Annotated in this window: 20 protein-coding genes and 1 pseudogene; 8 read left to right on the plus strand and 13 right to left on the minus strand. The window is 56.2% G+C overall.

Annotated features, from left to right (window positions below):
• Positions 1–3 precede the first annotated feature (3 nt).
• Complete coding sequence (gene catA / locus AB4O35_RS17135) at positions 4–933, plus strand: catechol 1,2-dioxygenase (RefSeq protein WP_065873495.1); 930 nt, start codon at positions 4–6, stop codon at positions 931–933.
• Between the two features lie 960 nt (positions 934–1,893).
• Positions 1,894–3,090: a multidrug effflux MFS transporter gene (locus AB4O35_RS17140; protein ID WP_056858451.1), complete on the plus strand. Its 1,197-nt coding sequence runs from the start codon at positions 1,894–1,896 to the stop codon at positions 3,088–3,090.
• Between the two features lie 199 nt (positions 3,091–3,289).
• Here AB4O35_RS17140 and AB4O35_RS17145 read toward each other — a convergent pair.
• Positions 3,290–3,592: pseudogene (locus tag AB4O35_RS17145) on the minus strand (MFS transporter); the annotation flags it as partial.
• A gap of 267 nt (positions 3,593–3,859) precedes the next feature.
• Here AB4O35_RS17145 and AB4O35_RS17150 point away from each other — a divergent pair.
• A complete protein-coding gene (locus AB4O35_RS17150; RefSeq protein ID WP_065873494.1) occupies positions 3,860–4,075 on the plus strand; it encodes a hypothetical protein in 216 nt (71 codons plus the stop codon).
• A gap of 251 nt (positions 4,076–4,326) precedes the next feature.
• On the opposite strand, the gene tnpA is transcribed toward AB4O35_RS17150, so the two are convergent.
• The 7 genes from tnpA to AB4O35_RS17185 all read right to left on the minus strand — a co-directional run bounded on the left by tnpA (position 4,327) and on the right by AB4O35_RS17185 (position 11,368).
• Entirely contained in the window at positions 4,327–4,644 is a 318-nt protein-coding gene (gene tnpA / locus AB4O35_RS17155) for an IS66-like element accessory protein TnpA (protein ID WP_065873493.1), read from the minus strand.
• Between the two features lie 153 nt (positions 4,645–4,797).
• A complete protein-coding gene (locus AB4O35_RS17160; RefSeq protein ID WP_460149135.1) occupies positions 4,798–6,885 on the minus strand; it encodes a TniQ family protein in 2,088 nt (695 codons plus the stop codon).
• Positions 6,882–7,835, minus strand: a complete 954-nt coding sequence (locus AB4O35_RS17165) for a TniB family NTP-binding protein (protein WP_065873491.1) — start codon at positions 7,833–7,835, stop codon at positions 6,882–6,884. The genes AB4O35_RS17160 and AB4O35_RS17165 overlap by 4 nt, the downstream gene beginning before the upstream one ends.
• A complete protein-coding gene (locus tag AB4O35_RS17170) occupies positions 7,825–8,091 on the minus strand; it encodes a hypothetical protein (RefSeq protein ID WP_460149137.1) in 267 nt (88 codons plus the stop codon). Before AB4O35_RS17170 ends, AB4O35_RS17165 begins: the two co-directional genes overlap by 11 nt.
• Positions 8,040–9,695, minus strand: coding sequence for a hypothetical protein (locus AB4O35_RS17175; RefSeq protein ID WP_460149138.1), 1,656 nt, complete (start codon positions 9,693–9,695; stop codon positions 8,040–8,042). Before AB4O35_RS17175 ends, AB4O35_RS17170 begins: the two co-directional genes overlap by 52 nt.
• Complete coding sequence (locus AB4O35_RS17180) at positions 9,685–10,320, minus strand: hypothetical protein (protein ID WP_065873489.1); 636 nt, start codon at positions 10,318–10,320, stop codon at positions 9,685–9,687. The genes AB4O35_RS17175 and AB4O35_RS17180 overlap by 11 nt, the downstream gene beginning before the upstream one ends.
• Before the next feature lie 205 nt (positions 10,321–10,525).
• Positions 10,526–11,368, minus strand: coding sequence for a BPSL0761 family protein (locus AB4O35_RS17185; protein ID WP_065873488.1), 843 nt, complete (start codon positions 11,366–11,368; stop codon positions 10,526–10,528).
• A 1,129-nt stretch (positions 11,369–12,497) separates the two neighbouring features.
• On the opposite strand from AB4O35_RS17185, the gene AB4O35_RS17190 reads away from it, so the two are divergent.
• Positions 12,498–12,830 (plus strand): hypothetical protein, encoded by a 333-nt coding sequence (locus AB4O35_RS17190; protein WP_139113208.1) that lies wholly within the window; start codon positions 12,498–12,500, stop codon positions 12,828–12,830.
• A gap of 347 nt (positions 12,831–13,177) precedes the next feature.
• Here AB4O35_RS17190 and AB4O35_RS17195 read toward each other — a convergent pair whose 3' ends face one another.
• Positions 13,178–14,152, minus strand: coding sequence for a DNA-binding protein (locus AB4O35_RS17195; RefSeq protein ID WP_065873486.1), 975 nt, complete (start codon positions 14,150–14,152; stop codon positions 13,178–13,180).
• Positions 14,153–14,326: 174 nt separating this feature from the next.
• Here AB4O35_RS17195 and AB4O35_RS17200 point away from each other — a divergent pair, with 174 nt between their 5' ends.
• Both AB4O35_RS17200 and AB4O35_RS17205 read left to right on the plus strand, forming a co-directional pair.
• A complete protein-coding gene (locus AB4O35_RS17200; RefSeq protein WP_065873485.1) occupies positions 14,327–15,238 on the plus strand; it encodes a site-specific integrase in 912 nt (303 codons plus the stop codon).
• 1,452 nt (positions 15,239–16,690) lie between these two features.
• On the plus strand, positions 16,691–17,197 hold the full coding sequence (locus AB4O35_RS17205) for a hypothetical protein (RefSeq protein ID WP_175403065.1): 507 nt from the start codon (positions 16,691–16,693) through the stop codon (positions 17,195–17,197).
• Positions 17,198–17,791: 594 nt separating this feature from the next.
• Here the strand turns inward: AB4O35_RS17205 and AB4O35_RS17210 are convergent.
• Positions 17,792–18,043: a hypothetical protein gene (locus AB4O35_RS17210; protein WP_139114557.1), complete on the minus strand. Its 252-nt coding sequence runs from the start codon at positions 18,041–18,043 to the stop codon at positions 17,792–17,794.
• 1,356 nt (positions 18,044–19,399) lie between these two features.
• Here AB4O35_RS17210 and AB4O35_RS17215 point away from each other — a divergent pair.
• A complete protein-coding gene (locus tag AB4O35_RS17215; RefSeq protein WP_065946351.1) occupies positions 19,400–21,439 on the plus strand; it encodes an NADPH-dependent 2,4-dienoyl-CoA reductase in 2,040 nt (679 codons plus the stop codon).
• A gap of 55 nt (positions 21,440–21,494) precedes the next feature.
• Positions 21,495–22,379, plus strand: a complete 885-nt coding sequence (locus AB4O35_RS17220) for a 1-aminocyclopropane-1-carboxylate deaminase/D-cysteine desulfhydrase (RefSeq protein ID WP_065873483.1) — start codon at positions 21,495–21,497, stop codon at positions 22,377–22,379.
• A gap of 190 nt (positions 22,380–22,569) precedes the next feature.
• Here the strand turns inward: AB4O35_RS17220 and AB4O35_RS17225 are convergent, their stop codons facing one another.
• The 3 genes from AB4O35_RS17225 to AB4O35_RS17235 all read right to left on the minus strand — a co-directional run bounded on the left by AB4O35_RS17225 (position 22,570) and on the right by AB4O35_RS17235 (position 25,216).
• Complete coding sequence (locus AB4O35_RS17225) at positions 22,570–23,136, minus strand: cytochrome b (RefSeq protein WP_065946341.1); 567 nt, start codon at positions 23,134–23,136, stop codon at positions 22,570–22,572.
• Between the two features lie 131 nt (positions 23,137–23,267).
• A complete protein-coding gene (phnX, locus tag AB4O35_RS17230) occupies positions 23,268–24,095 on the minus strand; it encodes a phosphonoacetaldehyde hydrolase (protein WP_065873481.1) in 828 nt (275 codons plus the stop codon).
• Positions 24,092–25,216, minus strand: a complete 1,125-nt coding sequence (locus AB4O35_RS17235; protein WP_065890731.1) for a 2-aminoethylphosphonate--pyruvate transaminase — start codon at positions 25,214–25,216, stop codon at positions 24,092–24,094. Before AB4O35_RS17235 ends, phnX begins: the two co-directional genes overlap by 4 nt.
• Between the last annotated feature and the right edge of the window lie 52 nt (positions 25,217–25,268).

Raw genomic sequence — 25,268 nt, forward strand, 5'->3', positions numbered from 1 at the left:
ACCATGTCCATCCGACTGTCACAGACCGACCACGCTCAACAGTTCCTTGAAGAGGCGAGCGGCAACCTTAACGATGTCGGCAACCCGCGCACCAAGGCGTTGGTGTACCGGATTCTGCGCGACACAGTGAACATCATCGAAGACCTGGAGGTGACCCCCGAAGAATTCTGGAAGGCGGTCAACTACCTCAATGAACTGGGCAAGAACCAGGAAGCCGGGCTGCTCGTCGCCGGGCTGGGCCTGGAGCATTACCTGGACATGTTGATGGACGCCGCCGATGTCGAGGCCGGCAAGACCGGCGGCACCCCGCGTACTATCGAAGGCCCGCTGTACGTGGCCGGTGCGCCGCTGTCGAAGTACGAAGCACGGCTCGATGATGGGACCGATGCCGCTGTGCCTCTGTTCATGCGTGGTCAGGTGCGCGACACCGACGGCAATCCCCTGGCTGGCGCGATTGTCGATGTGTGGCAGGCCAACACCGGCGGCACGTATTCCTGGTTCGACAGCAGCCAATCGGCGTTCAATCTGCGCAGGCGCATCGAGACTGATGCCCAGGGCAATTACCGTTTTCGCAGCATCGTGCCGTCCGGCTATGGCTGCCCGCCGACCGGACCGACTCAGCAGTTGCTTGATCAACTTGGGCGTCATGGGCAGCGGCCGGCGCATATCCATTTCTTTATCTCGGCCCCGGGTTATCGTCACCTGACCACGCAGATCAATCTGTCGGATGACCCCTACCTGCACGACGACTTTGCGTATGCGACACGCGATGAGCTAATCGCCGAAATCCGCTTTAGCGATGATCCACAGCTGGCGCGGGAGTTGGGTGTGCAAGGTCGCTTTGCGCAGATTGATTTCGACTTTGAGCTCCAGGTAGCCGCTGCACCGGTAGAACAACAGCGCATGCAGCGCGTTCGTGCGCTCGAGGACTGAGCGCGGTAGGGCAGGTGAGTACCGGAGTATCCGGGATCACGGTGTGTCGGTCGGCCCATCTATCGACCGACCCACTGCAACGGGGAGCAAGCAGGCTTTAGTTGCATTTCCTGGTCAGCGGATGCTGACCAGGCTTGGCACAGAGGCTATTTGGAGAAGCTCAGCCGAATTGATTTGCCGATTCAACTATTGCATTAGACTTACTGCTACGTGTTAGCTGATAAGAAAAAATTGCCAGCCATATGAACCAGCCTGGCATCACCATCAAGACGACACTCAGCCATTTCGCGGCTGAGTACCATGCACTGTTCGCCAAATTACCGTCCCTGAGTCACTCACTGCAACGGCCGTTTGTTATATGCGGAATTGGTCGATCAACTTCATCTGTAGATTGGCCCGTGCGTTGAGCTGACTGCTGATCTGCGCGGAATCCGCGGCCTGCTCAGTCAAGGATTTCGGTCACACCCCGGATGGTCGAGACACTGCGATTGCCGCATTGCGCTTTCTGGACGACCTGGGCTTTGAACGGTTTGGGATAAGAGCTACGTTGGCGCATGGAAATCCTAGCGATAAGGGTGATCGCGTTCGCTAAAAAATACGCGGACACCATCGCCCTTAATGCTGGAGTTCGGTAGGTGTGTTCGCCGCCCGCTTACGGCTATTCAGTCTCCGTCCTAGGTTAAAGTTATATCGTGTCGGAGAGCTTGATAATGGTATGCGTCCGGCCAAGTCATCTACCAGTGCCGGGAGTTGATCGGTATCCAGCTCCATTTCGCTGGATTGGGCACACTCCTGAATGACCTGGGCTTTGAAGGAGTTGGAGTCGGAATAGCGTGTTGGCTGCATGAAATACCCGCTTAAAAGGCTAGAACTGGTGTCCACTTAAACTTAAGTGCATACCATGTCTGGGCTTTGCGGGGTTGGGTACCCCCTCTGCTCTGAATATCGTCTGGATGTCTGATGAACCTGCGCGCGATCATTATTCTCGGTGCCTTGAGCGCCTTCGGCCCCTTGGCCGTCGACTTTTATCTGCCTGGCTTCCCTGCCATTGCCCTCGCGTTTGGCACTGACGAGAAGCATGTCCAGTTGACCCTGGCGTCATATTTTCTGGGCTTGTCCATCGGTCAACTGGCTTACGGGGCGGTGGCGGATCGCTTCGGCCGACGTGTCCCGCTGCTGTTCGGGGCTTCGCTGTTCACCCTCGCATCGCTGGCGTGTGCCTTCGCGCCGAATCTGGAATGGCTGATCGGCGCGCGCTTCGTTCAGGCGCTCGGCGGCTGTGCGGGGATGGTGATTGCCCGAGCCATTGTCAGCGACAGGTGCGATGCCGTTCAGTCGGCCAAAGTATTCTCGCAATTAATGCTGGTTATGGGCTTGGCGCCGATTCTGGCGCCCATGCTCGGCGGCTTGCTGGTCAACCTCTATGGGTGGCAGTCGATCTTCATCAGCCTGACGGCGTTCAGTGCGCTGGCTTCAATAGCCGTGGCGCTGGGCCTGCCGGAAAGCATGCCCGCCACTCATCCTCGCCAGCCTTTATCAGGCGCACTGACGCAGTACCGCCGCTTGTTGGGCGATCGTATTTTTCTAGGCCACGCGCTCACTGGCGGGATCGCCATGGCTGGGATGTTTTCTTACATCGCCGGTTCGCCGTTCGTGTTCATCAAGCTCTACGGAGTGCCGCCTGAGCACTATGGCTGGCTGTTCGGTACCAATGCGGCGGGTTTCATTCTGGTCTCGCAGCTCAATGCCCGGTTGGTGGGCAAAAAGGGGCCTGCGTTCCTGCTGTCGCGGGTTATCTGGATGTACCTCGCTGCTGCACTGGCATTGTTGGCGATTGCCGGTCTGCGCACCGAACAGCTCTGGCCCCTGCTGGTGCCCTTGTTTGTCTGCATTGCCTGCCTGGGCTCCATCACCCCCAATGCCTCAGCCTGCGCCATGAACGGGCAATGGGCGCGTGCGGGCAGCGCGTCGGCATTGCTCGGTTGCCTGCAGTTCAGTGTGGCGGCAGCAGCGGCCGCGCTGGTGGGTGTGCTTCACGATGGTACGGCGTTGCCAATGGCGCTGGTTATCTGCTCATGCGGTGCGTTGGCCGTGACGCTTGCAATGCTGACCCGCCGTTTGCAGCACAAACGTGATGTAGCGCTCCAGGGCTCATAGGAGATTACTCGATGCTTCACCGCCGAGTAACGAAACAGGTACATACGGCAATGATCAGCAAGGCCAGAAACATGCCGCCGAAGCCTTGGGACAGGCCCAGGTTCCAGCCGGAATACTGCCCCGCCACCACCGCACCGACGCCGAAAATCAGCAGGGTGAAGAAGCCTGCATGACGCTGCAGGCGACGTTGCTCAAAGTAAAGCACCCAGAGGTCAGCGGCTTTGATTGCTCGGTTGATTGCTGCCAGTAGCGAGCCTCCGAACATGCCAAGGAGGAAACCAATCCCGGCGACGATCTTGGGCTCGGTGACACTCAGGTAGGCGCTGACCATGCTCGTCAGGTACAGCGAGCAGGCAGCACCCGTAACCAAGAACACCATCCAGGCGCGCCAGTCGGGCAAGTCGTCCTTGTGCCACCAGCTCGCAACTACGGCCCCAATGAGGCCCGCAATCAAAAATTCGAACCTGTCGATCTTGTCGAGCAGGCGCTGTAGATACTCCATGCGCTCGATTCCGTGGGGCATGTTTTTTGGAATTGAATCGGCTCACACAGCACTCCCAGATCGGAGCAATGGGTGTGGTGGGTCGGAAACGAAAAAGCAGCGGGAGGTGTCAAGTCTCGGAAAGGCGCCTAACTGGTAGCACAAGTTTTCACGCTATTGATTCGAAAGCACTGGACCCATTAATCGCTGGTTAATCCCGACCTCTGAGAATGGCAAACGGAAGCGTGGCAGCAGTAGCTTCCATGACCATTATCAGAGAGATGCAAAATGAACCTTCGCAAGCTTGCCATTATTTCACTGCTCAGCATCAGTGCCACTAGCGCGCTCGCTGAAGGCGGTGCTGACCGTTTGATACAACGAAATTTGGAACAGCAGCAGGCCTATCTGGCCGCTCAAAAGTCCGCAGAGACAAAGTCAGAAATCGCAAAAAAACAGCCGAGTGTTGATGCCCCTAAAACTCAGTCGAGTTCAAACGATAGCTGACATCTGGCCGCTGGTAGGTCGCCCTTAGGTGGCTTGCCACAAGCATATGAGACAACCGCTACCCAATCGCTGGAGCCCAGCTTCGCTCCCCTAACAGCTAGTGCTCCCAAAGGCTGCCCTGGCTGCAGTGAAACTCAGGCAATAAAATCTATGGTCACCCCCATTTTTGCAATACTGGGTGGCCAACGCCGTGTCGGTGCCAGCACGCATGTCCATGGGTTCGGTGGAGAGCCAGATGGCATCGATGCGGATCATTGGGTGAGCCCTCGAATGAGTCGGGCGCATCCTTCGGGATCGTAAATTGGCCACTTCACCGTAAGCGTTTGCTGGCCAATCGGTAATTCAATGATCGCCGACGCTTGAGCTACTGGTTTCGATTCGACTTTCAAAGGAATGAACGCTGGCAAGGTGGCGACCGGCTGATCGCGGTAAAGCGGTAGCCAACGGCGCACGACATTAGCGTTGATACCATGACTCATCGCGATGGCTGCCACGGAAACGCCAGGTTGCAGGCATTCCTGGACGACTTGGGCCTTGAAGGATTTTGTGTAGGAATTACGTTGGCGCATGGCGATCCTGACATTAAGGGTAGTTGTGTCCGCATAAAATTACGCGGACACAATTGCCCTTATTGGTTGGCCGGGGTCGGAAGGTGGGTTTGCCGGTCCCTTACTGATAATGATCAAGAACCGTAGGGCACGTTCTTAGCCCTTTCCAGTACGTTATGAGCGGAGGGAGAAGCAGCAGGTGCGAACGATTACATCGAGCTGCTCAGGGGTACTCAGAGAGGTCTTAAAGTCAGGACGTCTCGCGGTAACATAACGAGGAGTGGGTCTCCGAACCTCCCTGAATTTCTTGTTACAATGTTCCGTAACAAACTGCTTGGCCTCATTGGCTTTGAAAAGGATCAGTCCCTTGACAGCATCTGCGTGCTCTGGTGTCAGCGGAATAAGTAATTTTTTTTCGAGGAACGAATTTAAAGCTCCTACCCCCATTTCCGTCATCGAGCAGAGATCGCTCCAAGTAATATACAAGTTTAAGTGCTTTTCGATAATTTTTGCAGAATCGACGTGCATGAAATAGGCATTAAGCTTAATGAACGGAATCGCACCGGTATCCAGATATCTCATGTGAATAGTTCGCGTACTATATCCAGTTATTTTTGATAACTCAGATACGGACAGATGCTGTTTGCGCCATTCGGTTGCGAGCTGTACTCCCTCAGCAGTGCAGCGTTCGCTTCTCGCCCCCCTGTTGCCAATACAGGGAGCCGTCAATAAAATCCCAGCTTCCCGAAGTTCCCTGACATCCTTAGTATCGAGATTGAGATTTTTTTCCACTGTTTTAAATGACAACAAGCCATCCGCAGGTAGCAGCGGCTGCAAAAAAGCGAGGTCTTTTTTATCCAGTCGCAATCTCATTTCTTCTGAAAGGTGCTTTCGCTGGTAAATCAGTAGCCTGCTTCCAAATCGAGTGATGTTGATTGACATGGGGGCAAGTCCCGTAAGTAACTTTTTCAGGCTCCCACCTTCGAGACCACTCCTGCGTACTATTTCAGATCTCAGCGCGTATTTTTGGCCGAACTTCTGCAGAGACTCTAGTGAAGTCCTCCATCCATTGGGATGAGATACTGAATGACCTTTCAGTAGTCCTGAAGTGATGAGCGCGCGAACAATGCTTGTGGTGGTGTCCAAGAAAACTGCAGCCGACTTTAAACCGAGCAGATCAAAGCTTTCACCTGGTTCGCCAGGGAGGTCCTCATTATCCCACTGAAGATCCCTCTGGCTATGAAGAAGTTTGCACAATTCATGGCATTGGTAGCGTTGCTGAGACGCCGGTTCATTTTCGGCAAGGGCCACAGCATTCAGCGACAAATCCCGCCCCTTCGTTTGAACAATGTTGTGGGTGTTTAGGATAAAGCTCAGCTCCTTTCCAGTGTAACTTAACTGCCCACATAGGCACTGAAATGGATGGCTCATAGGCTGAGTTTGGGAACTCCGGAACAAATACTCCATGGCATACTCGCCGAGTATCACATTGTCACTCAGGATGAGCGGCGCCAGAATGGCTCGTCTGTGCAAGCTGGGAAAATGTTCTTGAATTCTATCCATTTCTCGGAAGAATAGGGTTTTGTTTCCGGTGGCTATTCGTGCGCAGTGATCTATGATCAAAGGACGATTATCAACGGTATGCAAGAATCGCATGGCAGCGATCGCTGCTAATAGCAGAGTAAAGAAATGCTCATTTTTTGCTTCTACGGCGTTGCTGATGAGCCTCGACGTTTGAGTGTTGAATTCGGTTGTCGGTGTTTCTCTCAGATCGAACTTGCATGGGCAGATATAGTCGCTGAGTTCGGGCCAGTTTAATGGTTTTTTGCAATTAGGACATTGAGTTATGTAGCGCTCACCATGAGCTGGACAGGTTTCATTGAAGGTAAATATGTGCATATGGTTCAGGTAGCCATCCCTTGCACAGCCAGGACAGAGCGCAAGATGCTGTCTCAGTAGGGGCGATGGGAAGGCTATACCTGCTACTTCCACATAAGGATACTTATCGTGACGTACGGATCTGTAGAAGCATGATCTGATTGCTTCCGCCTCCTCACTAGAGAGGCCGTCATAACTTGTTAGGAGCTCACATGGGCCAAAGCCTTGCCACAGTGCGCGCGCCTTTTTAACGGCTCGCCCATCCGTGCTCGCTTCCACAAGCAGGTGCGCCGTTGAAATACCATTACCCGCTGCACAACGGAAAATCAGCGATATAGCGCTTTCTTGAGGTTTGGGCAAAGGATAATAGTTCAGCTGATTCATTGCATCTTACCTTTGGACTTTTGTGCGATAATTTTTTTAAGCTCGCCAATGCCTAGTGTAAAAGAGTTCTTAGTTGTAAGCCGTGATTTGACCTCGACCGCGCCGCATCCAACGATCAAGTCGTCCATGGAGAAAATGCTATTGTCCCGGCGCAAAGCTGTTATGACGGATTCTTTGAGGATGTTGAAGAGTCCGCGAAAGTTTCCGCCAGTGGCTGTATAGAATGCGAGGACCAACTTTTCGTCAGTCATCTCCGGCACCTCTTCAAACCCTAGCTCTCGTCTTAGGAGTCGCTCATAGGCCCTGATAATTTTTGTAAATATTTTTTGGCTTTCTAGTGTTGCTAGGGTAAAAGGGTAGAGGTGTGCTCTATAGGGGCAGCGATCGGCTAAAGCGCTATGGCAGTTGAAGGCATATTCATACCGTTGTTCGCCAACGAATAAAATAGGTCGGCCAAAAGCGTCCATAAGCGTTTTGGCGAACTCGGCCGCATATTTTATGGCTCTGTCCGTTTCAGTCCGATAGAGGTGCTGCCATTCATCCATTATCACCAACTGAGTCTGGCAACTCTTGAGATTATGCAAGAGGCAATGCTCAAGAGCTTCGTGAGACCGATACTCCCTGTGGTCGCTAAATTCCCTGAGCGCGCTAGTCATGAGCGATTTGACCGTAGAGTCGTTAGGCACCCTGCAGTAAAAAACCGGTATGATTCTCTGCTTGTCGCCGTCCAGGTCGACAAAATGCTTCCGGGGATATTCTGATATAAGCTGGTCGCAAATCCGGCTTTTACCAGTTCCTGGATCCCCCAGCAGGATTGACCCGCAGCTATCCCCAATTGCTTCGCCTAGATCAATGGCACGATGGATAGTCTCGAGTGCTGCACTGTACCCGGGATGTAGGATAGTGAGGCTAGCCAACATTTTCAGCTTAGTCCTGGTTTCAGGGATCATCACCGGTATCCCCTCGTTGGGTGTATACGCTCTCAAAATCCTCTTCATCCTTCAGTCCAGCGGCGTCACGAGGCTGGCGGATGTCTGTGGTATTTGATCGTTCATCCGACTCAGTAAAGACAGACGATGATGCGGTGGTTTTGTGTTTCTTATTGGTGGCTTTTTTGCAGTCCTCTATGTAGTCGGCCAGTTCATACAAGGCAATCAATGCATCGTCGGTATTAAAAGCTTTCTTCTCCGCCAGCAGTTTTGCCACGACCAACTCGTGATCACCCAAAGTAAGGTCATTTTGATACTCGGGCCTGTCGGCGATCGCCTCGCGCCAGTCCTCGGGTGTGTCTGGATGGGCGACCCAGACTTTCCCCAAGTCGCAGGGGTTGTAGCGCACGATCGCTTTCTGATTTTTTTGAGCCGCTGCCTGATTTCGGGCAAGCCTACGCCGTGCCAAGAAAGATGATGGCTGACGACACGGCCACCCGTGAGCCGGTACTCCCATCGGCTCAGGCAGTGTTGCTTGAGCTCTTCTTCGTCATAGCGCTCGGCAGGCAGGGCGCTGGTGCTTAGCTGTTCTTTTTTCAGCGCAGGGCTCGCGCATAGGTCGTCCTGCCAAGTGTTGTGATACGCCTTCAACCACATTTCGAAGGATGTACGAAGCTGTTCAAGATCCAAGCAGGCGTATTCTTCAGAGGCATAATCCCCGCGTTCGGTCGGCGAGGATTTTGTGGTGCCCGGCAAGTTGTTTGAAAAGCCGACGCTAACGGTACCGTTAAACCGCTCGATCAATTTAGCGTCTGGTTCTCCCACCGGAACGAAGTCCGGATCGATGCCCAGTTTGTCGAAGGTGGTAATCCCCCACACGTTCAAAATTTCCGAACCGTGATCAGACACGATGCCGGCCATTTTGCCGTTAGCAAGAATTGCCCGGATGGTGGCGCGCATCATCTTTTCTGCACTGGGTGTTCCGAGCGAGATATCCCAACCCGAAACTTCCCTGGTGGCCGGAACCAGATGCGCCGACAGGACCGCGCGGCCCACCGTTCCGGTCTTTTTATCCTTGACCATGACATTGAGATCATGGCTGTCAAAAACGGTGCAAGCGTAAGGGTCATCATCAATGAACAGCTTCCCGCTAGCCTTGTTCAACCGCCTGGCAGCCTTCTTGCCCTCTCTTCGTGATGTGACGTAGTAACGATCCATCGCGAGCGCCCTGCGACGAAAAGTGGCGTATGAGGGAGGCTTCTGGGGGTTGCCTCCGGAGCGAAGGCGTTCCTTGTTGTCGTGGAGGATGTGACCCAGAAGCAGCTTGTAGGCGTGTGTCAGCGATGGCCGCTCAGGTTTGAGGTACACCGTGTCGATGTAATGGTCGATTAACTCCTCGGCCCCAGCCGCTAGCCTCTTGCGCCGTCGTCTGGGTTTTTGTCGAGCGAGAGCAATTGGTTCTAGGTCACCGACGAGATAGCGCCTTTTCCACCGCCATACGCTGGACACCCCCGGTGGATGTTGATCGCCGATCCGGGCTGCGACTTGCGCAATCATCTCTTTTGCGGCTTCCTGAGGAAGGCTGCCACCCAGTTCAGTCAGGCAGGCATCCACATAGGCTCGATTGCGCGTAGCTCGTTGCTGCTCATGTTCAGGCAGTGAGGTCCATCGAGCGCAGGGACCGATATCAATGGCGGCCTGTCGATGCAGCACCAGTCTGCCCTTCAGCTCCATATCTGCAAAATGTATCCGTGTGATGAATCGGCGGTACTTATGAATGAGCGAGCACATCGCGATATCGTCATCATTGATGCTGATGATCTCGTAGACTTGTCCATCCAGCCTGTACTGCGCCCCGGGCTTGGGGTTGCTAAAGGGCATGCCGCTCTCCAACGATGCACGAGTCCAGCGTCAGACGCTCACCTAGGTCGTATTCCACCAACCGCTCGAACATCGCTCGATAAATTGCACGTTCACGTACTTCGGCAGGGTGGCTTAGGAGAGCCCGCAGGGACACGGGATAGTCCAATACAGACAGGAGCCGCTGGCAGCCGCCGAATTCGTCCGCGGATACATTGAAGGAGTGGAAGTATAGGAACTTCAGATTTCTCAGCTTCGTCCCCGCTCGGATACTGTCTATATCTGCGAATATCAGCTCACTCCCTAGCGCCTCGATCGAAGATTTAGCAGCCTGCAGTTTCGATCTGACCCGTGTGGAAAGCTCGTTGAAATCGACCTTCACTTCGGTATAGGTAGTCTGATCCACGGTTTCAATGCAAAAGTCTGGCTGATACTTGCGCTCGCGACCGTTCACCGTGACCAGCAGCGGCTCAGGCTTGCAGTAGCTGACAACGTTTGGATCGTATTCAAGAAAGACGCAGTAATCGGCCTCTAAAACGCTGTGGCAGATGACCTGCGAGTGAGTTTTTCGTGAAGGAAAAAATAGCAGGTGTTTGCCATAGCCATTTTTTGCTGCGACTTTCCTGACTTCGATTGGCTTGCCCATGACCATTCTCCTGATCCTAGATCAGTCATCTTTAATACGTTGCCGTCCAACAATCGGCCTGTTCACCGCCACATGTAGTTCTCTCAGAGGGCGTAACCGCCACACTCCTTGTGTTGCTTACCGCATTTCAAGCCTGAATAATTCTCTCCCATACCCATGAACTGCCTTGGCGCCTGAATGATCGCTGCCAGGTAGTTTGGCCGCTTCAATCCGGCACGCTGTCCGATCGCTTTGCTTTTGCGGCTTTCAATACGTCCTGCGGGGCAATTTGAATGCGGTCTTTAGGGCGCTGACCACCGAGTGCGCTACAGGGCGTGTCGAACCAGAAGGCCAATCGCCAGTTATCCTCGATAGGGATCAGCGCCGTGATCACCGGAGCAAGTCCCGTGAGAGGTCGATAGGAGTTCTTGGCATCGAGAACGTATCTAGGGAAATAATCAGTGCCCAAATGACGCAGATAGAAAATCAGTCCGGAGGATTTCCACTTCTCCACCTGAAGATGGACAGTTTCCGATGGCAGCTCAGCCAAAGTGCCCAGCTCGCGGTCGGATATCCAGTCACCATTATTCAGCAGATTGATCTGTGCTTGCGCCAACGCTACACGCTCCCATAACGCCAGGGAGGACTCCGGCGTCTTGTAAATTGATCCTTGGGACATCAGGCACCTGGCCTCGTCAATGACCTGTTCCAAGATGTCGAGAGTCGCCTGGCCGAGCCCGTCCGTGATCCTGACTGAAATTTTCTGCATGACTCTGCCCGGGGCTTTGAAGGTAATGACTGCTGTCACGTCATTGATCACAGATTGCACTGCTTTTAGTGGCGGGGCTTCCAGAGATGAGCTGAAAATCGGTCCAGCAATTTCCAGAATCGATCCGCCTTCCTCTTCAAGCCTGCCCGCCAGGAGAACGACGAAACGGCTCGGGTAATGACGCAGCAGGAATTTTGCGTTTTGCCGGACTCGGTAGGGAAGTGCCTGGTCCTGCGCTAGCTCGGCCAAGAATTCCCCCGTCTGGACTACAGTTCTGGTGCGCTCATGTGGCATCGTCATGTCCACGACCTCCGTCGGTAGGGATGCTTAAGCGCAGCCCCAGTCGTTATCGGTGTTAGTGCGAGCATGCTCACGTCTGACGCTATGCTTTGTTGAGCCCGCTTGACGTGTGCTCCGGTTGTGGCGCCATTTCGTGACGCCGATGAATGGTGGTTACTCCTCAGCATGGCTCTAGCGGCCCGTGCATATTTCACGTCCGACGCATTGGCCACGAGACGTGCCAAGTCGTCCCACGGTCCACGCGACGCTGAAGTTGCCGGCACTAGCCACTTTCATCGGCGTGAATATTGGGGAACTTTTAACCCGTGCTGGACATTATCGTCGCTGATGGTTACGCCGAACTCCAGACCATCGAGAATGCAAAATCTATCAATTAAGATGATATTGTTTTCAACAAAATCAATTAGTTAATAAATATATAAATATTCGCATGTGTTATCTGCCCCATTGAAAATTTTCTGGTATCGGCCTCGCTTGCAGAGCGGTGTAGCCGGACTACATTATTTGTAGTGCTGCTACATGCTGGACGGATCGCAAGCGGATGTAGTCGCCTAACCATCCTGTTTCTAAGAGGAGGCTGCTCATGAGGGATAGCCGTCTGCATACCTCCGAGATCAGACGCGCGCGTGCGATCGCGTTCTCGATTTCGGTCGCCGAGGCGTATGGCTGCGCTAGCGATTCTCGGGAAGTGGCTGGCTGTGAGGCTACATTGGACAGGACCGTTCTCCCTGGTGAGGCAACCCCTCCTGAACTACTCAGGTTGTGGAGACGCCGGTTCATCGGGGCCGTCGCCTCTGAGCCTTCTCGAACTCTGCTGTATGAGCGATTTTCGGGACTGCGAGCAGTTTTCGATTCATCGCTGTGGTCGCTGTTGAAGCCTTCGTGCGGGCAGAGATCCATTGAGGAGATCGTCAGCGGCACGCGCATGGACGGCGAGGGGCTGGAGATATTTCGCTCGAACTCGCTCGCTCTGCTCTGCAGTTGTCCAGACTGGCATAACCTAGCTCCACTCTTGGCGATTCTACGGTCTCAGTCTCCACAATGGCTATTTGAAAGAAGCTGGTTACGCAAGAACTTCGCGGCTTGTTGCGAATTGATGTGCCTACGGCCTTCAGACAGAAAGCTGGCAGTGCCGCTCTGGAGCGCAGTCAAGATCCTGGTGGATCAAGGGCTGTTGGGAGATATCAAATATTGGCTGGACAGTGAACAGTCCTTTGACTACCTGCTGCAGGGGCAAATCCGTTTAGGTGAATGTCTTATCCGCCAAGGATGGGTATCTGGTTGGACCGACGACTGTATCGTGTGGCTGTGGTACTTGGGCGAGCGCTCTTGTTCTTGCACCGTAGATGCCTTGCGTTCGGCGGCGGAGGGCACTTCCGTCGACAAACCGGCCGATTTGTATATGCGGGTCAGGCGCGCATCGGCGAAATTGGCGAGCACGGTCATCAGTATTCCGGCGTGAAGCTACGCAAGCAATAGCAGGGGTAGATCCAAAAGCTCATGGAGTCTTCCGCTGAGATTTGCCCGGTGTCTTCATTGATTGGCTAGGTTCGTGGAAGGGTGAATTAATGATGTTACTTCGCAGAGGTGCTCCACTTCTGTCGATTAAGCGGGCGGGGAAGGAGGAGAATAACGATAGCGCGAATAACTGCACACGCTTGCGCCGACTGGCGATCAAACATTGCATCAGAATATGCGCGGAAGGGGAGAGCTCGAAGATCCGTGGCACTGAGCCTCTCTGAGATTACTCTGTACGCTACCTGTAATAGCCCCTTGCTGAGCAGCTTCTGATGGCCCTTCTCAAAACCTTCATGGGCCCGGGTGGTCAATCTGGGCCAGGTGCATGAAAGCCTGCAGACGGTTTATTTGCTTGGCCTGAGCACGAATCAGCCGCTGATCTTGACGATGCGCCAACAGGTAATACTTTGCCTTCTCGTGCTGGGCTGCGAGATCACTCGCCATGGTTTCGCCGTCCTGGCGAGACTTGGCCAGAGCGGCATCTTGGCTGACCCGTTGCTGCTGGGTGAGGGCCACTTGACGTTCGAGCTGACGCAACTGTTGTTGGAGGTGTCCGTGCGCACTATTCGTGCGCTCAAGATCCCGATATAACTGGGTCAGTTCTTCTTGGCGCACCGTCAGTTGCTCGCGCAGACCACGCATCTCTATCTGAGCTTGGCCCATCTGTTCAGCATGACGTTGCAGCTCTTCCTGACGCTGGATCTGATGCTGCTCGCGGTAGTGACTCATGGCCTCCCGGGCCTGCTGGTGCTTCATTTCCAGTGATCGGATTTGCCCTAGCCGCTCCTCGAGCAGTTGTACCTGTTGCCGGCAGGCTTCCTCCAGACGCTGCCGTTCACCTTCAATGCGCTGTAATTGGCTATTGAGTTCCACCTCGCGCTGACTCAATACGCGGTATTCGTCGCCTTGGGCGGTATGAGCGATTTGCAATTGCTCAAAGCGCGCACTGTCCACTGCGCGCTGTTGCTGATAGGCCGCCTGTTGGCGCTCGAGGCGGGCGCGATCCGCGGCCACACTATCCTGTGCCTCGCGGGCCAGCCGTGCAGCTACACTCTGAATGAATGCTTGTAGTTCCTCGGATAGGCTTACCCGTGGCGGCTGCGGCTCGGCGTCCGCCAGCTCACGCAGGTAGCGATTTATGGTGGTCTTAGAGCCGGTGTGACCCAGTTCGGTCCGCACCGCCTCAATGCTCGGTGCCAAGCCGCGCGCCAGCAAGGCATCGCGCGCGCACTGAACCTGCGCTTTGTTGATTCCAGAACGGGCCATGGCTTGCTCCGATTTTTTCGTACCGTTCAAGCAGTATGGATGTACACGTGTACAACCGTGACGCCCACACCTAGAAATCGGACAGACTGGGGTTCGAGAATCCTGAATTCTCAAACGTGATAAGCGGTTTTCGCCTTTCATGCCCACGCGGCGGTATGCAATGAGAAGTGCGAGATGAGTTCTGCAACTGACCGTTATCTCAAGGCGGCGCGCCGAGCGAGCACCGAGCGTCGCTACCAGCGAGCGCTCGAACATTATGAACAGGAGTGGGGCGGACTGCTGCCGGCGTCCGGTGATAGCGTGGTGCGTTATCTGGCAGGGCACGCCGAGCAGCTGTCGGTCGGCACGCTGCGCACCCACCTGGCCGCCCTGGCCCAGTGGCACCAACAACACGGCTTTGTCGATCCTACTAAGCTGCCGCAGGTGCGCGACGTCCTGCGCGGGATCCAGGCCGAGCACCCGCAGCCGGTCAAGCAGGCCCGCGCGCTGCAACTCAATGCGCTGGAGGCTTGTATCGAGGCTTTACAGGCGCAGCGGAACAGCGAAGACGCAAGTGTTCGCCTGCGCGCCTATCGCGATCAGGCCCTGGTCCTGATGGGCTTCTGGCGCGCTTTTCGCGCGGACGACCTGTGTCGCTTGCAGGTGGAGCATGTTCGGCTGGACGCCGGGCAGGGGCTGGAGCTGTTCCTGGGCAGCGGCAAGACCGATCGCAGTCATCGTGGCCGGACCTTCACCTTGCCGGCGTTGAAACGCTTGTGTCCGGTTCAGGCTTATGAGGATTGGCTGGCGCAGAGCGGTTTCGAACAGGGGCCGGTGTTCCGGGCGATCGATCGCTGGGGCCATATCCGGGCGACGGGGCTGAACCCGAACAGCATCTCACGTCTGTTACGCCTGGCGTTCGCCCGCAACGGTCTCGACGGCGAACGCTACAGCAGCCATTCGCTGCGCCGCGGGTTCGCCACGTGGGCCAGCCGCAATGCCTGGGGGACCAAGGCACTGATGGATTATGTGGGCTGGCGCGACGTTCAGTCAGCCACCCGCTACATCGATGGACACGCGCCGTTTGGTGAGTGGCGGCGTGAGTGAGACCGCCACCGGGGCGGTAGCCGATGCGAATTTTTCTCACCGGTACTGGCGCCGCGCACCCTGATCGCCTTGATCAATCACGGCCTGTCGGCCGCGATGTATTAAGCTCGCGCCATCCGGTAAGTGCAAAGAGATGCCGGCGGTATTACTGACGAGCTCGCTTCAACGCATCGGCAGGTGCCATGGCGAGGACGTCTGGCATTCCTGCGGCCATTAACTTCAATTCCATCTCCGACCCCAGTAATCCCAACCAAGGGGACGATCTTGAATAGTGGTCTCACAATTCAGGTTCGGCCGCCAGCTTGTGCGATCTGCATTCCGCCAGTACAACAGGAATTGCCCCGACATAGCCGTACAGCAGGGCGAGCGCTTTGAACGGTAAGGTTGAGCGCTACATGCTGGCGCACGTTTACGTGCAGGATTGCTAGGATTTGCATGAGGTGGAGGATGTATAGCCAGTGGGAACAATGAGCACCTTCGGTCAAGTAGAAAAACCAGCTCGGCTCTGGTTCATGCTCGGCAAAGTGCTCAAGCGCCAGGGCAAAATCTCCTCGGGTAAGTGTGGCGAATTCGGTCGCGATGGGCGTGGCTGTGCGAAACATCGTCCTGATGGGCGACCAGATGCAATTGTCGCAGCCGGTGCAGGCGTGCATCCGGGCCGCTCGGACGTTTCCAACCTCGATGAATTTAGAGAATTAAAATTTTGCGGAAGGGTACCGTGTTTCGCGGCCTATAGCCTCTCGTGGAGGAAACGCAAAACTGTCGCAACCCGAACCGACGCGGCCTTAACGTATATTCAAGCGTGCCCGCGGTTGGTGAGCGGTTGATCCCAATATCTCGCGCCGCGCTGGGAGCTCTGACTGGTTAGGGCTGTGGTTGCGGAGAAATGACGGGACTTAGAGAGGCAGCGGTCATTTCTGATCGTCATGACGTTTTGACGATCCCTCAGCAGCCCTTCGACTGCCAGCGAGTATCCCAATAGGTTCGTCAACCTCCGCTTGTGCCGCAGCGTTGATAAAACGCCCAACATTGGGTTTAGAAGCCAGGGTGGCCCTGGCAGCTTTGATGAACTGATCTTGCATCAGCCACTTATCTGTTCTGACTTTACGGCGCCCCTTCATTTTCTACCTCGCTGGTCGAATTGATGCTGCGGCATCTCGGCCCTGACGGCTACATGAACTAGTGGTCGAAATCTGGAGTAGCATTTCTGTACCGTCGTGGCCGCTGGTCGAGCACTTCGACGCCGGCAGGGTGAGTCAACAATTTCTGAATATACTGAAAATTACCCAAGGACGAGTGGGTGCATTCGTACCGGGTCAGAAGCCAGCGGCAGGCACAGTGGCTTTGTACGCTCGGCACGCCAGTGATCTCGCGGATAGGCTCTTTCCCACAGTTGGCAATAAGCGGCATAACTCAGGCAAAGGCCCACACAGCTCCATCCGGGAGATGAACATGACGGTACCATTCGCACATATTCGTACCCAGCGCGAGCCTCATGCTCCCTCAGGTACATCAGAAGGCAGTGTAGCTCTGCATGCCACTATCTCGATTGAAGCCAATTCAGATAGCACAATCGAGGCCTATTTAGCCGGCTTACAGATGTTCAACGAGCTCTTTGAGTGGCGCCTCGCAGATTATTCACAAAAGGTGCTCGATATCATCATCGACTGCTTCCTCCCGGCAGAATCAATCCCTCGATCGCTTCTGGACAAGGGTGTAGCTCAAGGCACCATCCGCTCCGGGATCTTCGAGAGCGGGGACTGGATTTCACGAGGGCAGTGGCTTCAGCTGGCATCCGCCAGCAGTCACGAGGTGGTCGTTGATCCCGATCAGATGCTCGCTGATGGGCGGATTTTTCACTACGGCCTGGCAAAGTCGATTTCTTCCCTATTTATGGGTTGGATGGCACGAACGGCTACCGGCCAATCGAAAGCCTTCATAAGACGCTCTCAATCCTGAGCGCCAGGATGAACGCATGGTCAATAGCTGCATGGTTTCAGTCCGAAAATTCGACGCTTGGCGGGATAGCACCAAAGGCCCTGCTCGCGCTCGCGCCAGACAGAGTGCTCGCCGCTGCTGAACGCAAACCTCGAAAGCGCACTAAGAGCAAACCAAGGCGTGGCTCCTCCCCACCCGACAGCCGTTGACCGGTCGTGCCTCAGGCGTCAAGTCGAGCACGGCTCACAAATCTCATAAAACGAGAAGATGAGGGCCTGCCCGATGAAAATCACGAGCCGCATGGGGGGCGGCGTAGTCACCGACGTACGTTGCGACCGACGTGTGCGATTGCTCCATGCGCCTAGACAGCGGCAACGTCGAGTACGGGGTTCTATTGGCCTACTGAGGTTACGGCGCGTCATACGAGGGTGCGCAGTACGAAGTGCATCTGTGCGAGGGCTGCTTCTTCGGCGCCCTCGTATACCTTAGACAGGCACGACGCATCCAAAACATGTTCCGCGATACCGCTCAGTCCGCAGAAGCCGTGTAGCATTGACAAAGAGTTAGGGCCATATCAAGTATAAAGCGCCATCACAATCCGCCCGATTGCATCTCTCACTTGGGCTTTCTGTTTTCGGGTAGTCTCGACATTTCGTCCATATCGTCCAGACGGCAGAGTTCAATATAGTGCTGAAACTTAGCCACATTCGCGAAGTCCTTCTGAGCGGCAAGATTGGTCGCGCGATTATTGATTAGCTCCTGCTCAATAACTGCCGCTGCTGCATCTATGTAAATAAGCTGATTCGCCCGACAGAGCTTAACGAGGAATTGTGCCAAACGCAGTGCGCCCGGGTCGAGGTTCATCACGTGCCTTACCTCGCCTAGGTGGCGTCCGGAGCACCCTGCCCACATGACGCTCACGGCATGCCCCTCTCTGCAAAGGGCTTGTCGCAAAACTGACATTTCTTCAGCAATTCAACATTGTGCTTAGCCCACACTTTAACCTCAGGAAGAAAGCGACGCCAATACGTGTATCCCAGATTTTGGCGAACCTCGTCGGCGCAGGCAGGGAAGTAAGCGCTCTGCTCCGACGCTCTGTCGAGCTTCTCGTATATGAATAAGTAATCACGAGCTGAAAATGAATGGTTGAATCTTGACTTAAAAGCAGCTTTCAAGGGATGGTTAGTATGTTGACGAAGTAGTCTGTTGAAAGCCAAAGCATCCGTGCCAGCCGAGATGATCAAAAATTAATTTTACCTGCCTAGAGCTCCAATTACAGCGTGATAAACTTTCTGCAACTTTTTTGTCGAGAACAAGATTTTGGATGAACGGGTTTCGTTTAGCATGCGAACGTAAAGATTCGTCGTTCTGAATTCGCGTTATCAGGCGCTCGCCAAGACAGGCAGGAAGGTCGTGGGAAGTTAGAATCAGAGGCGTGACAGGAGCCGAGGTGGGTGACCCTCGTTGACTCCTGCGACGGCCATAATTTTCTTGAGACAGCTTTAATTTTCTAAAATCATTGAAGAGTCCATTCCCATTGAAACCCCTGGACAGCACCAGTGTGTCATCGTGTCTGCAACGAGAAAGCGGCTTGCGATTTTTGAAGGGTGATTGGCGATCTCCCATTTGCATTCTTACGACGTTCAAATCGACATTACTAACATTATGTTTTGCGGGAAAGCACCATTGTGAGTTCTCTATGAGCGATCGAAGTGAAGGTACGAAATAAAGTCTGTCGGAAATAAATAAAAGCTGTCGCTGGCGCCTTCGAACCCCCCGATTGAGTAACCGGTGACACTTTTTTTCCGGGCCACCGTGCTCGGGACGCACTTCAGGGTTTTGACGAGCAAATGATCTACTGCACATCCGGCCGTATAGACAACTGGGCATAGCAGCTATTGTGGAAGATATCTTAGGCACTATTGCACCCTTTTTGCGGTGTTGCCCCTGGTTTCATCTTCTAAACCGGAGTTCGCAAGGCACGTGGTTTTCATTTTTAAGTGCAAATAATCTCATCACAAGTGAAAACCCATGGCAGGGTTCGCCGACTAGGGTAGGGCCCATGGGCCGGCTTGCCAAGGGGCGCTGTGCATTTGGATCAATAACTTGTCAGTTTCAGTCATTGAGCGGGCGTCCATCGGCTCTTAGTCTGTGGGACATAAACCGATGGCGGACCGCATGAGCCCGCCACGCCCCCGTGATGATCCGTTGTGGAGCTTGACCATGACCGCTATTGCCTACCCGCACCTGCTGGCCCCGTTGGACCTGGGTTTTACCACCTTGCGTAACCGTACCCTGATGGGCTCGATGCACACGGGCCTTGAAGAAAAACCCGGCGGTTTCGAACGCATGGCCGCTTATTTTGCCGAGCGCGCCCGTGGCGGCGTTGGCCTGATGGTCACCGGCGGCATTGGCCCGAATGACGAAGGCGGGGTGTACGCCGGCGCGGCCAAGCTGACCACCGACGAAGAAGCGCAAAAACACAAGATCGTGACCAAAGCCGTGCATGAGGCGGGCGGCAAGATCTGCATGCAGATCCTCCATGCCGGTCGTTATGCCTACAGCCCTAAACAAGTTGCACCGAGCGCGATCCAGGCGCCGATCAACCCGTTCAAGCCCAAGGAGCTGGACGAAGAAGGCATCGAAAAGCAGATCCAGGATTTTGTCACCTGTTCGTTGCTGGCCCAGGTCGCCGAGTACGACGGTGTGGAAATCATGGGGTCCGAAGGCTACTTCATTAACCAGTTCCTCGCCGCCCACACCAACCATCGCACCGACCGCTGGGGCGGTAGCTACGAAAACCGCATGCGCCTGGCGGTGGATATCGTGCGCCGTGTGCGTGAGGCCGTGGGCCCGAATTTCATCATTATCTTCCGCCTGTCGATGCTCGATCTGGTGGAGGGCGGCAGCACCTGGGAAGAAATCGTGCAGTTGGCCAAGGCCATCGAAGGCGCCGGTGCGACCCTTATCAACACCGGGATTGGCTGGCACGAAGCGCGTATCCCGACCATCGCCACCAAGGTGCCGCGCGGCGCGTTCAGCAAAGTCACCGCCAAACTGCGCGGTGCGGTGCAGATTCCGCTGATTACTACCAACCGCATCAACACCCCGGAAATCGCCGAGCAGATCCTCGCCGAGGGCGATGCCGACATGGTGTCCATGGCACGCCCATTCCTGGCCGACCCGGAATTCGTCAACAAGGCTGCCGCTGGCCGTGCCGATGAAATCAACACCTGTATCGGCTGCAATCAGGCCTGCCTGGATCACACCTTCGGCGGCAAGCTGACCACCTGTTTGGTCAACCCGCGCGCGTGCTATGAGACTGAGCTCAACTACCTGCCCGTGAAGCAAATCAAGAAGATCGCCGTGGTGGGTGCCGGTCCTGCCGGTCTGGCGGCGGCAACGGTGGCTGCGGAGCGCGGCCATCAGGTGACGCTGTTTGACTCCGCCAGCGAGATCGGCGGCCAGTTCAATATCGCCAAGCGCGTGCCGGGCAAGGAGGAGTTCTTCGAAACCCTGCGCTACTTCAAGCGCAAATTGCAGACCACCCACGTGGAGCTTTGCCTCAATACCCGTGTGGACGTGGCGCAACTGGCGGCGGGTGGTTATGACGAGATCATCCTGGCCACCGGCATCGCGCCGCGTACCCCGGCGATCCCGGGGGTCGAGAGTGCCAAGGTGCTGAGCTACCTGGATGTGATCCTCGAACGCAAACCGGTAGGCAAGCGCGTAGCGGTGATCGGCGCCGGTGGTATCGGTTTCGATGTCTCGGAATTCCTCGTGCACCAAGGTGTGTCCACCAGCCTGGACCGCGAAGCGTTCTGGAAAGAGTGGGGCATCGACACCCAGCTGCAAGCCCGCGGTGGTGTTGCCGGTATCAAACCGCAACCCCATGCGCCGGCGCGTGAAGTGTTCTTGCTGCAACGCAAGACTTCCAAGGTGGGCGACGGCCTGGGCAAGACTACCGGCTGGATCCACCGTACCGGTTTGAAGAACAAGCAGGTGCAGATGCTCAACAGCGTCGAGTATTTGAAAATCGACGATGAAGGCCTGCATATCCGCATTGGCGCCGAGGGTGAACCCCAAGTGCTGGCGGTGGACAATATCGTCATCTGCGCCGGCCAGGACCCGCTGCGCGAACTGCAGGACGGCCTGGTCGCGGCGGGCCAGACCGTGCACCTGATCGGCGGCGCCGATGTGGCGGCCGAGCTGGATGCCAAGCGCGCTATCAATCAGGGTTCACGCCTCGCTGCCGAACTGTAAGAACCCAAACGGGGCGGTGTTAGACTACCGCCCCGTTTTTCATACAGATGTCCCGATGGGCCCCTTCGATTGGCTTCCCCGCGCACCGCTTGAACCCTTGCAGCTGGATTGGCTGCAAGGTGTCGAGCTGGCCGTGTTGCGCCTGGATTGTATCGACCCGCTGATCAGTGGCAACAAATGGTTCAAGCTCAGCGGGCATTTAGCGCAGGCGCAAAACGCCCGCGGCATCATCAGCCTGGGCGGCGCTTACTCCAACCATTTGCACGCGTTAGCCGCCGCCGGCAAGCGCTTTGACTTCCCCACCGTAGGCCTGCTGCGCGGGCATCCACAAGACACCCCTACTGTCCTCGACTTGAAGGCATTTGGCATGCAATTGCATTGGCTGGGGTATGGCGGTTATCGCGCGCGCCATGAACCGGACTTTTGGCTGCCGTGGCGTGAGCAGTATCCCCATCTGCATCCCGTGCCTGAAGGCGGCGGTGGTATTGCGGGTGCATCGGGTTGCTCCGTGTTGGTCGAGCAGGTGCGGGCGCAATTGCCCGCGTTGGGTTGGGCCGGTTACGACGCTTGGTGGTTAGCTGCAGGCACTGGCACCACGTTGGCCGGTCTGGTGCTGGCGGAGGCGGGTGCACACACGGTGCACGGCGCCATGGCGGTGCCGGATGATCACGGTGTGGCGCAGAACGTGGAGTCTATCGTTCAAGGTGGGTATGAGCTGGTGGACGCCAGCCGAGGTGGCTTTGCCAAGGTCGATCCGCTGCTGCTCGAGTTTATCGAAACCACAGAGCGGGCCTGCGGCTTGCCATTGGAGCCGCTCTACACCGGCAAGGCGTTACTGGCCTTGAAGGCGCAGATCGAAGCAGGGCGCTTTACTTCCGGCACCCGCCTGATCTTCGTGCACACCGGCGGCCTGCAAGGCCGCCGAGGGTTCAATGCCTGACACAGAACCCCTGTGGGAGCGGGCTTGCTCGCGAAGAGGGGTGTCAATTGGCATATCTGTACCTGGCCTACCGCATTCGCAGGCAAGCCAGCTCCCACATTTGAACCGGTTACCCTCGATCCAACCTATTTGACTGCCAGACCGTCACAGGCACGACGCAGCACGCTACCCATGCCGTAATCGCGTTCCATCATTCAGCAGTTTTCTTGGCAAACCGCCCCGGCATCATCCGCAACGCCGTGTTGTCCCGCAGGACGTAATGGTGGGCAATCCCCGCCAGTGCATGCAGCCCGATCAGCCAATAACCGACCTTGCCGAACCAGACATGCCAGCCTTCAATCCGCTTGGCGAGGTCCTTGTTCTCGCCAATCAACGGCGGCAACTCCATGCCATAGAACATCACCGAATGCCCCTCGGCACTCACAATCAGCCAGCCGGCAATCGGCATGCCGATCATTAGCGCGTACAGCGCGACATGCATCAGCGTCGCCAGCAGGCTCTGCCATTGCGGCGGTGCCGGCACGATCTTGGGGGCAACCCCCAGGCTGCGCGCAAACAACCGCAGCCACACCAGCACAAACACGGTAAGGCCAAACATAAAGTGCATTTCGACGATCAACGTTCGCGCACCGCTGCCTTTCGGAAACTGGCCACGCAGTTCAATGCAGGCGTAGACCACCGCCAGCAGCACCACCATCAACCAGTGCAACGCGATCGACATGGTGCTGTAGCGCGTATCGGAGTTTTTCCACGGCATCGCTGGGTTCCTCACTTATCAGGTACAGTTTATTCACGGAACAACATTGCGTTCTTTGGTGACGCAGTGCGTTAACTGTAAGCCGATTTTGAGCGTTTTGCCCCACGCAAATGCCGTTGTTTTGACCTCTATCAGTGGCTCTGCGGCATTTCCCCACGGGCCAGGCGCGCATTGATGTCGGCGATCACCGAAGGCAGGTCGTTGATGGTGTCGATCAGGTAGTGCGGGCGCGAGCCTTCGAACATCGCTTCGACGCGCTTGCGCTCGCTGGCCAGGGTGGCGGTGTCAAGGGCGCGGAACTGCGCGTAGGTCAATCCCAGTGCGTTGCCGGAGCAGGTCAGGGCCACGGTCCACATCCCGGCGCGGCGGCCTTCGAGGATGCCGGGCACGGTGTCGTCGACTTTCACGCACGCTGCCACATCATCGATGCCCAGCGCGATCACATTCGCCAGCGCCTGGGCCGGCCATGGGCGGCCGTTGGGCACTTCATCGGTCGCGACTACATGGTCGGCGATATAACCGTTGGTGGCCGCCAGGGCGACGACTTTATCCATCACTTGTTTGGGGTAGCCGGAGCAGGAACCGATCTTTATGCCTTGCACGCGCAGGCGTGCGATGGTGTCGAGGGCACCGGGAATCAGCGCCGAGTGTTCGGCGATCTTCTCGATCTGCAACGGCATGAAGCGTTGGTAGATGGCGGTTACGTCGTCATCGGTCGGCGTGCGGCCGAACGCCTTGCGGTAGCGCTCGGCGACCTGCGGCTGGTCGCAGAGGGTGCGGATGTGATCCCACTTGCCCATGCCCATCGGGCCGCGGGCTTCTTCGATGGAGACTTGCACATCGAACTCGGCAAAGGCTTCGACAAAAATCTGCGTGGGTGCGAAGGAGCCGAAATCGACCACGGTGCCGGCCCAGTCGAGGATCACAGCTTGCAGGGCATTGGGGTTCTGGTAGTTCATGCGTGTGCTCCGAAGGAAGAAAGGGTGATGCCCATGGCTTGCAGTGCCTCGGCAATGGCGGTGACGGCGGCGTGCATGTCGGTGGCGTCGACATGGCCGATGCAGCCCACGCGAAAGGTTTCCACCTGGGTCAACTTGCCCGGATACAGGATGAAACCCTTCGCCTTGACCCGCTCGTAAAAATCCTTGAATTGATAGTGCGGGTCTTGCGGAGCATGGAAGGTGACGATGATCGGCGCCTGGATCGCCGCCGGCAGGAAGCTGCGCAGGCCCAGTTCGGCCATGCCATCCAGCAGCACCTGGCAGTTGCGTGCATAGCGTCGATGGCGCGCGGGCAGGCCGCCTTCTTCAACGTATTGCAGCAGCGCTTCGTGCAGGGCGGCGACCACGTGGGTCGGCGGGGTGAAACGCCATTGGCCGGTCTTGGCCATGTAGCTGTGCTGGTCAAACAGGTCCATCGCCAGGGAGTGGCAGTTACCTTGGGCCGCGGCCAACGCGGTTTTTTCGGCGAAGACAAACCCCATCCCCGGTACGCCTTCCAGGCATTTGCCGGAGGCGGCAATCAGTGCGTCGAACGGCACTTCATGGGCGTTGATCGGCAGCGCACCAAAGGAGCTCATGGCGTCGATGATCAAGCGCTTGCCGTGGTTTTTAATGACCTGGGCGATTTCCGGCAGTGGGTTGAGAATGCCGGTGCTGGTTTCGCAGTGGATCAGCGCGACGTGGGTGATGGCCTTGTCGGCCTGCAGCAGGCGGTCGACGTCGGCGGCGGTGGTCGGTTCGTCTTCGGCGGTTTCAAAGGTGCTGAAATCGCGGCCGAGCACGTCGCAGATCCTGGCCAGGCGCTTGCCATAGGCGCCGTTGATCAGCACCAGCACCTTGCCATTGCGCGGTACGAGGGTGCCGATGGCGGCTTCGACGGCGAACGTGCCGCTGCCTTGCAAGGGCACGCAATGGTGAGTGTCGGCGCCGTTGAGAATCGCCAGCAAGTGTTCGCACGCACTGGCGGTGAGCTGGTTGAAACGGTCATCCCATGAACCCCAGTCCACCATCATTGCCTGACGGGTCCGGGCGGAGGTGGTCAGGGGGCCAGGGGTCAGCAGGATCGGCGCGGTGGTCATTTCGAATTCTCGCAAGGCATCGGGGGCTGAAGCTACGGCGACTAAATTGCAG

The organism is Pseudomonas sp. H1_A03, from assembly GCF_054685145.1.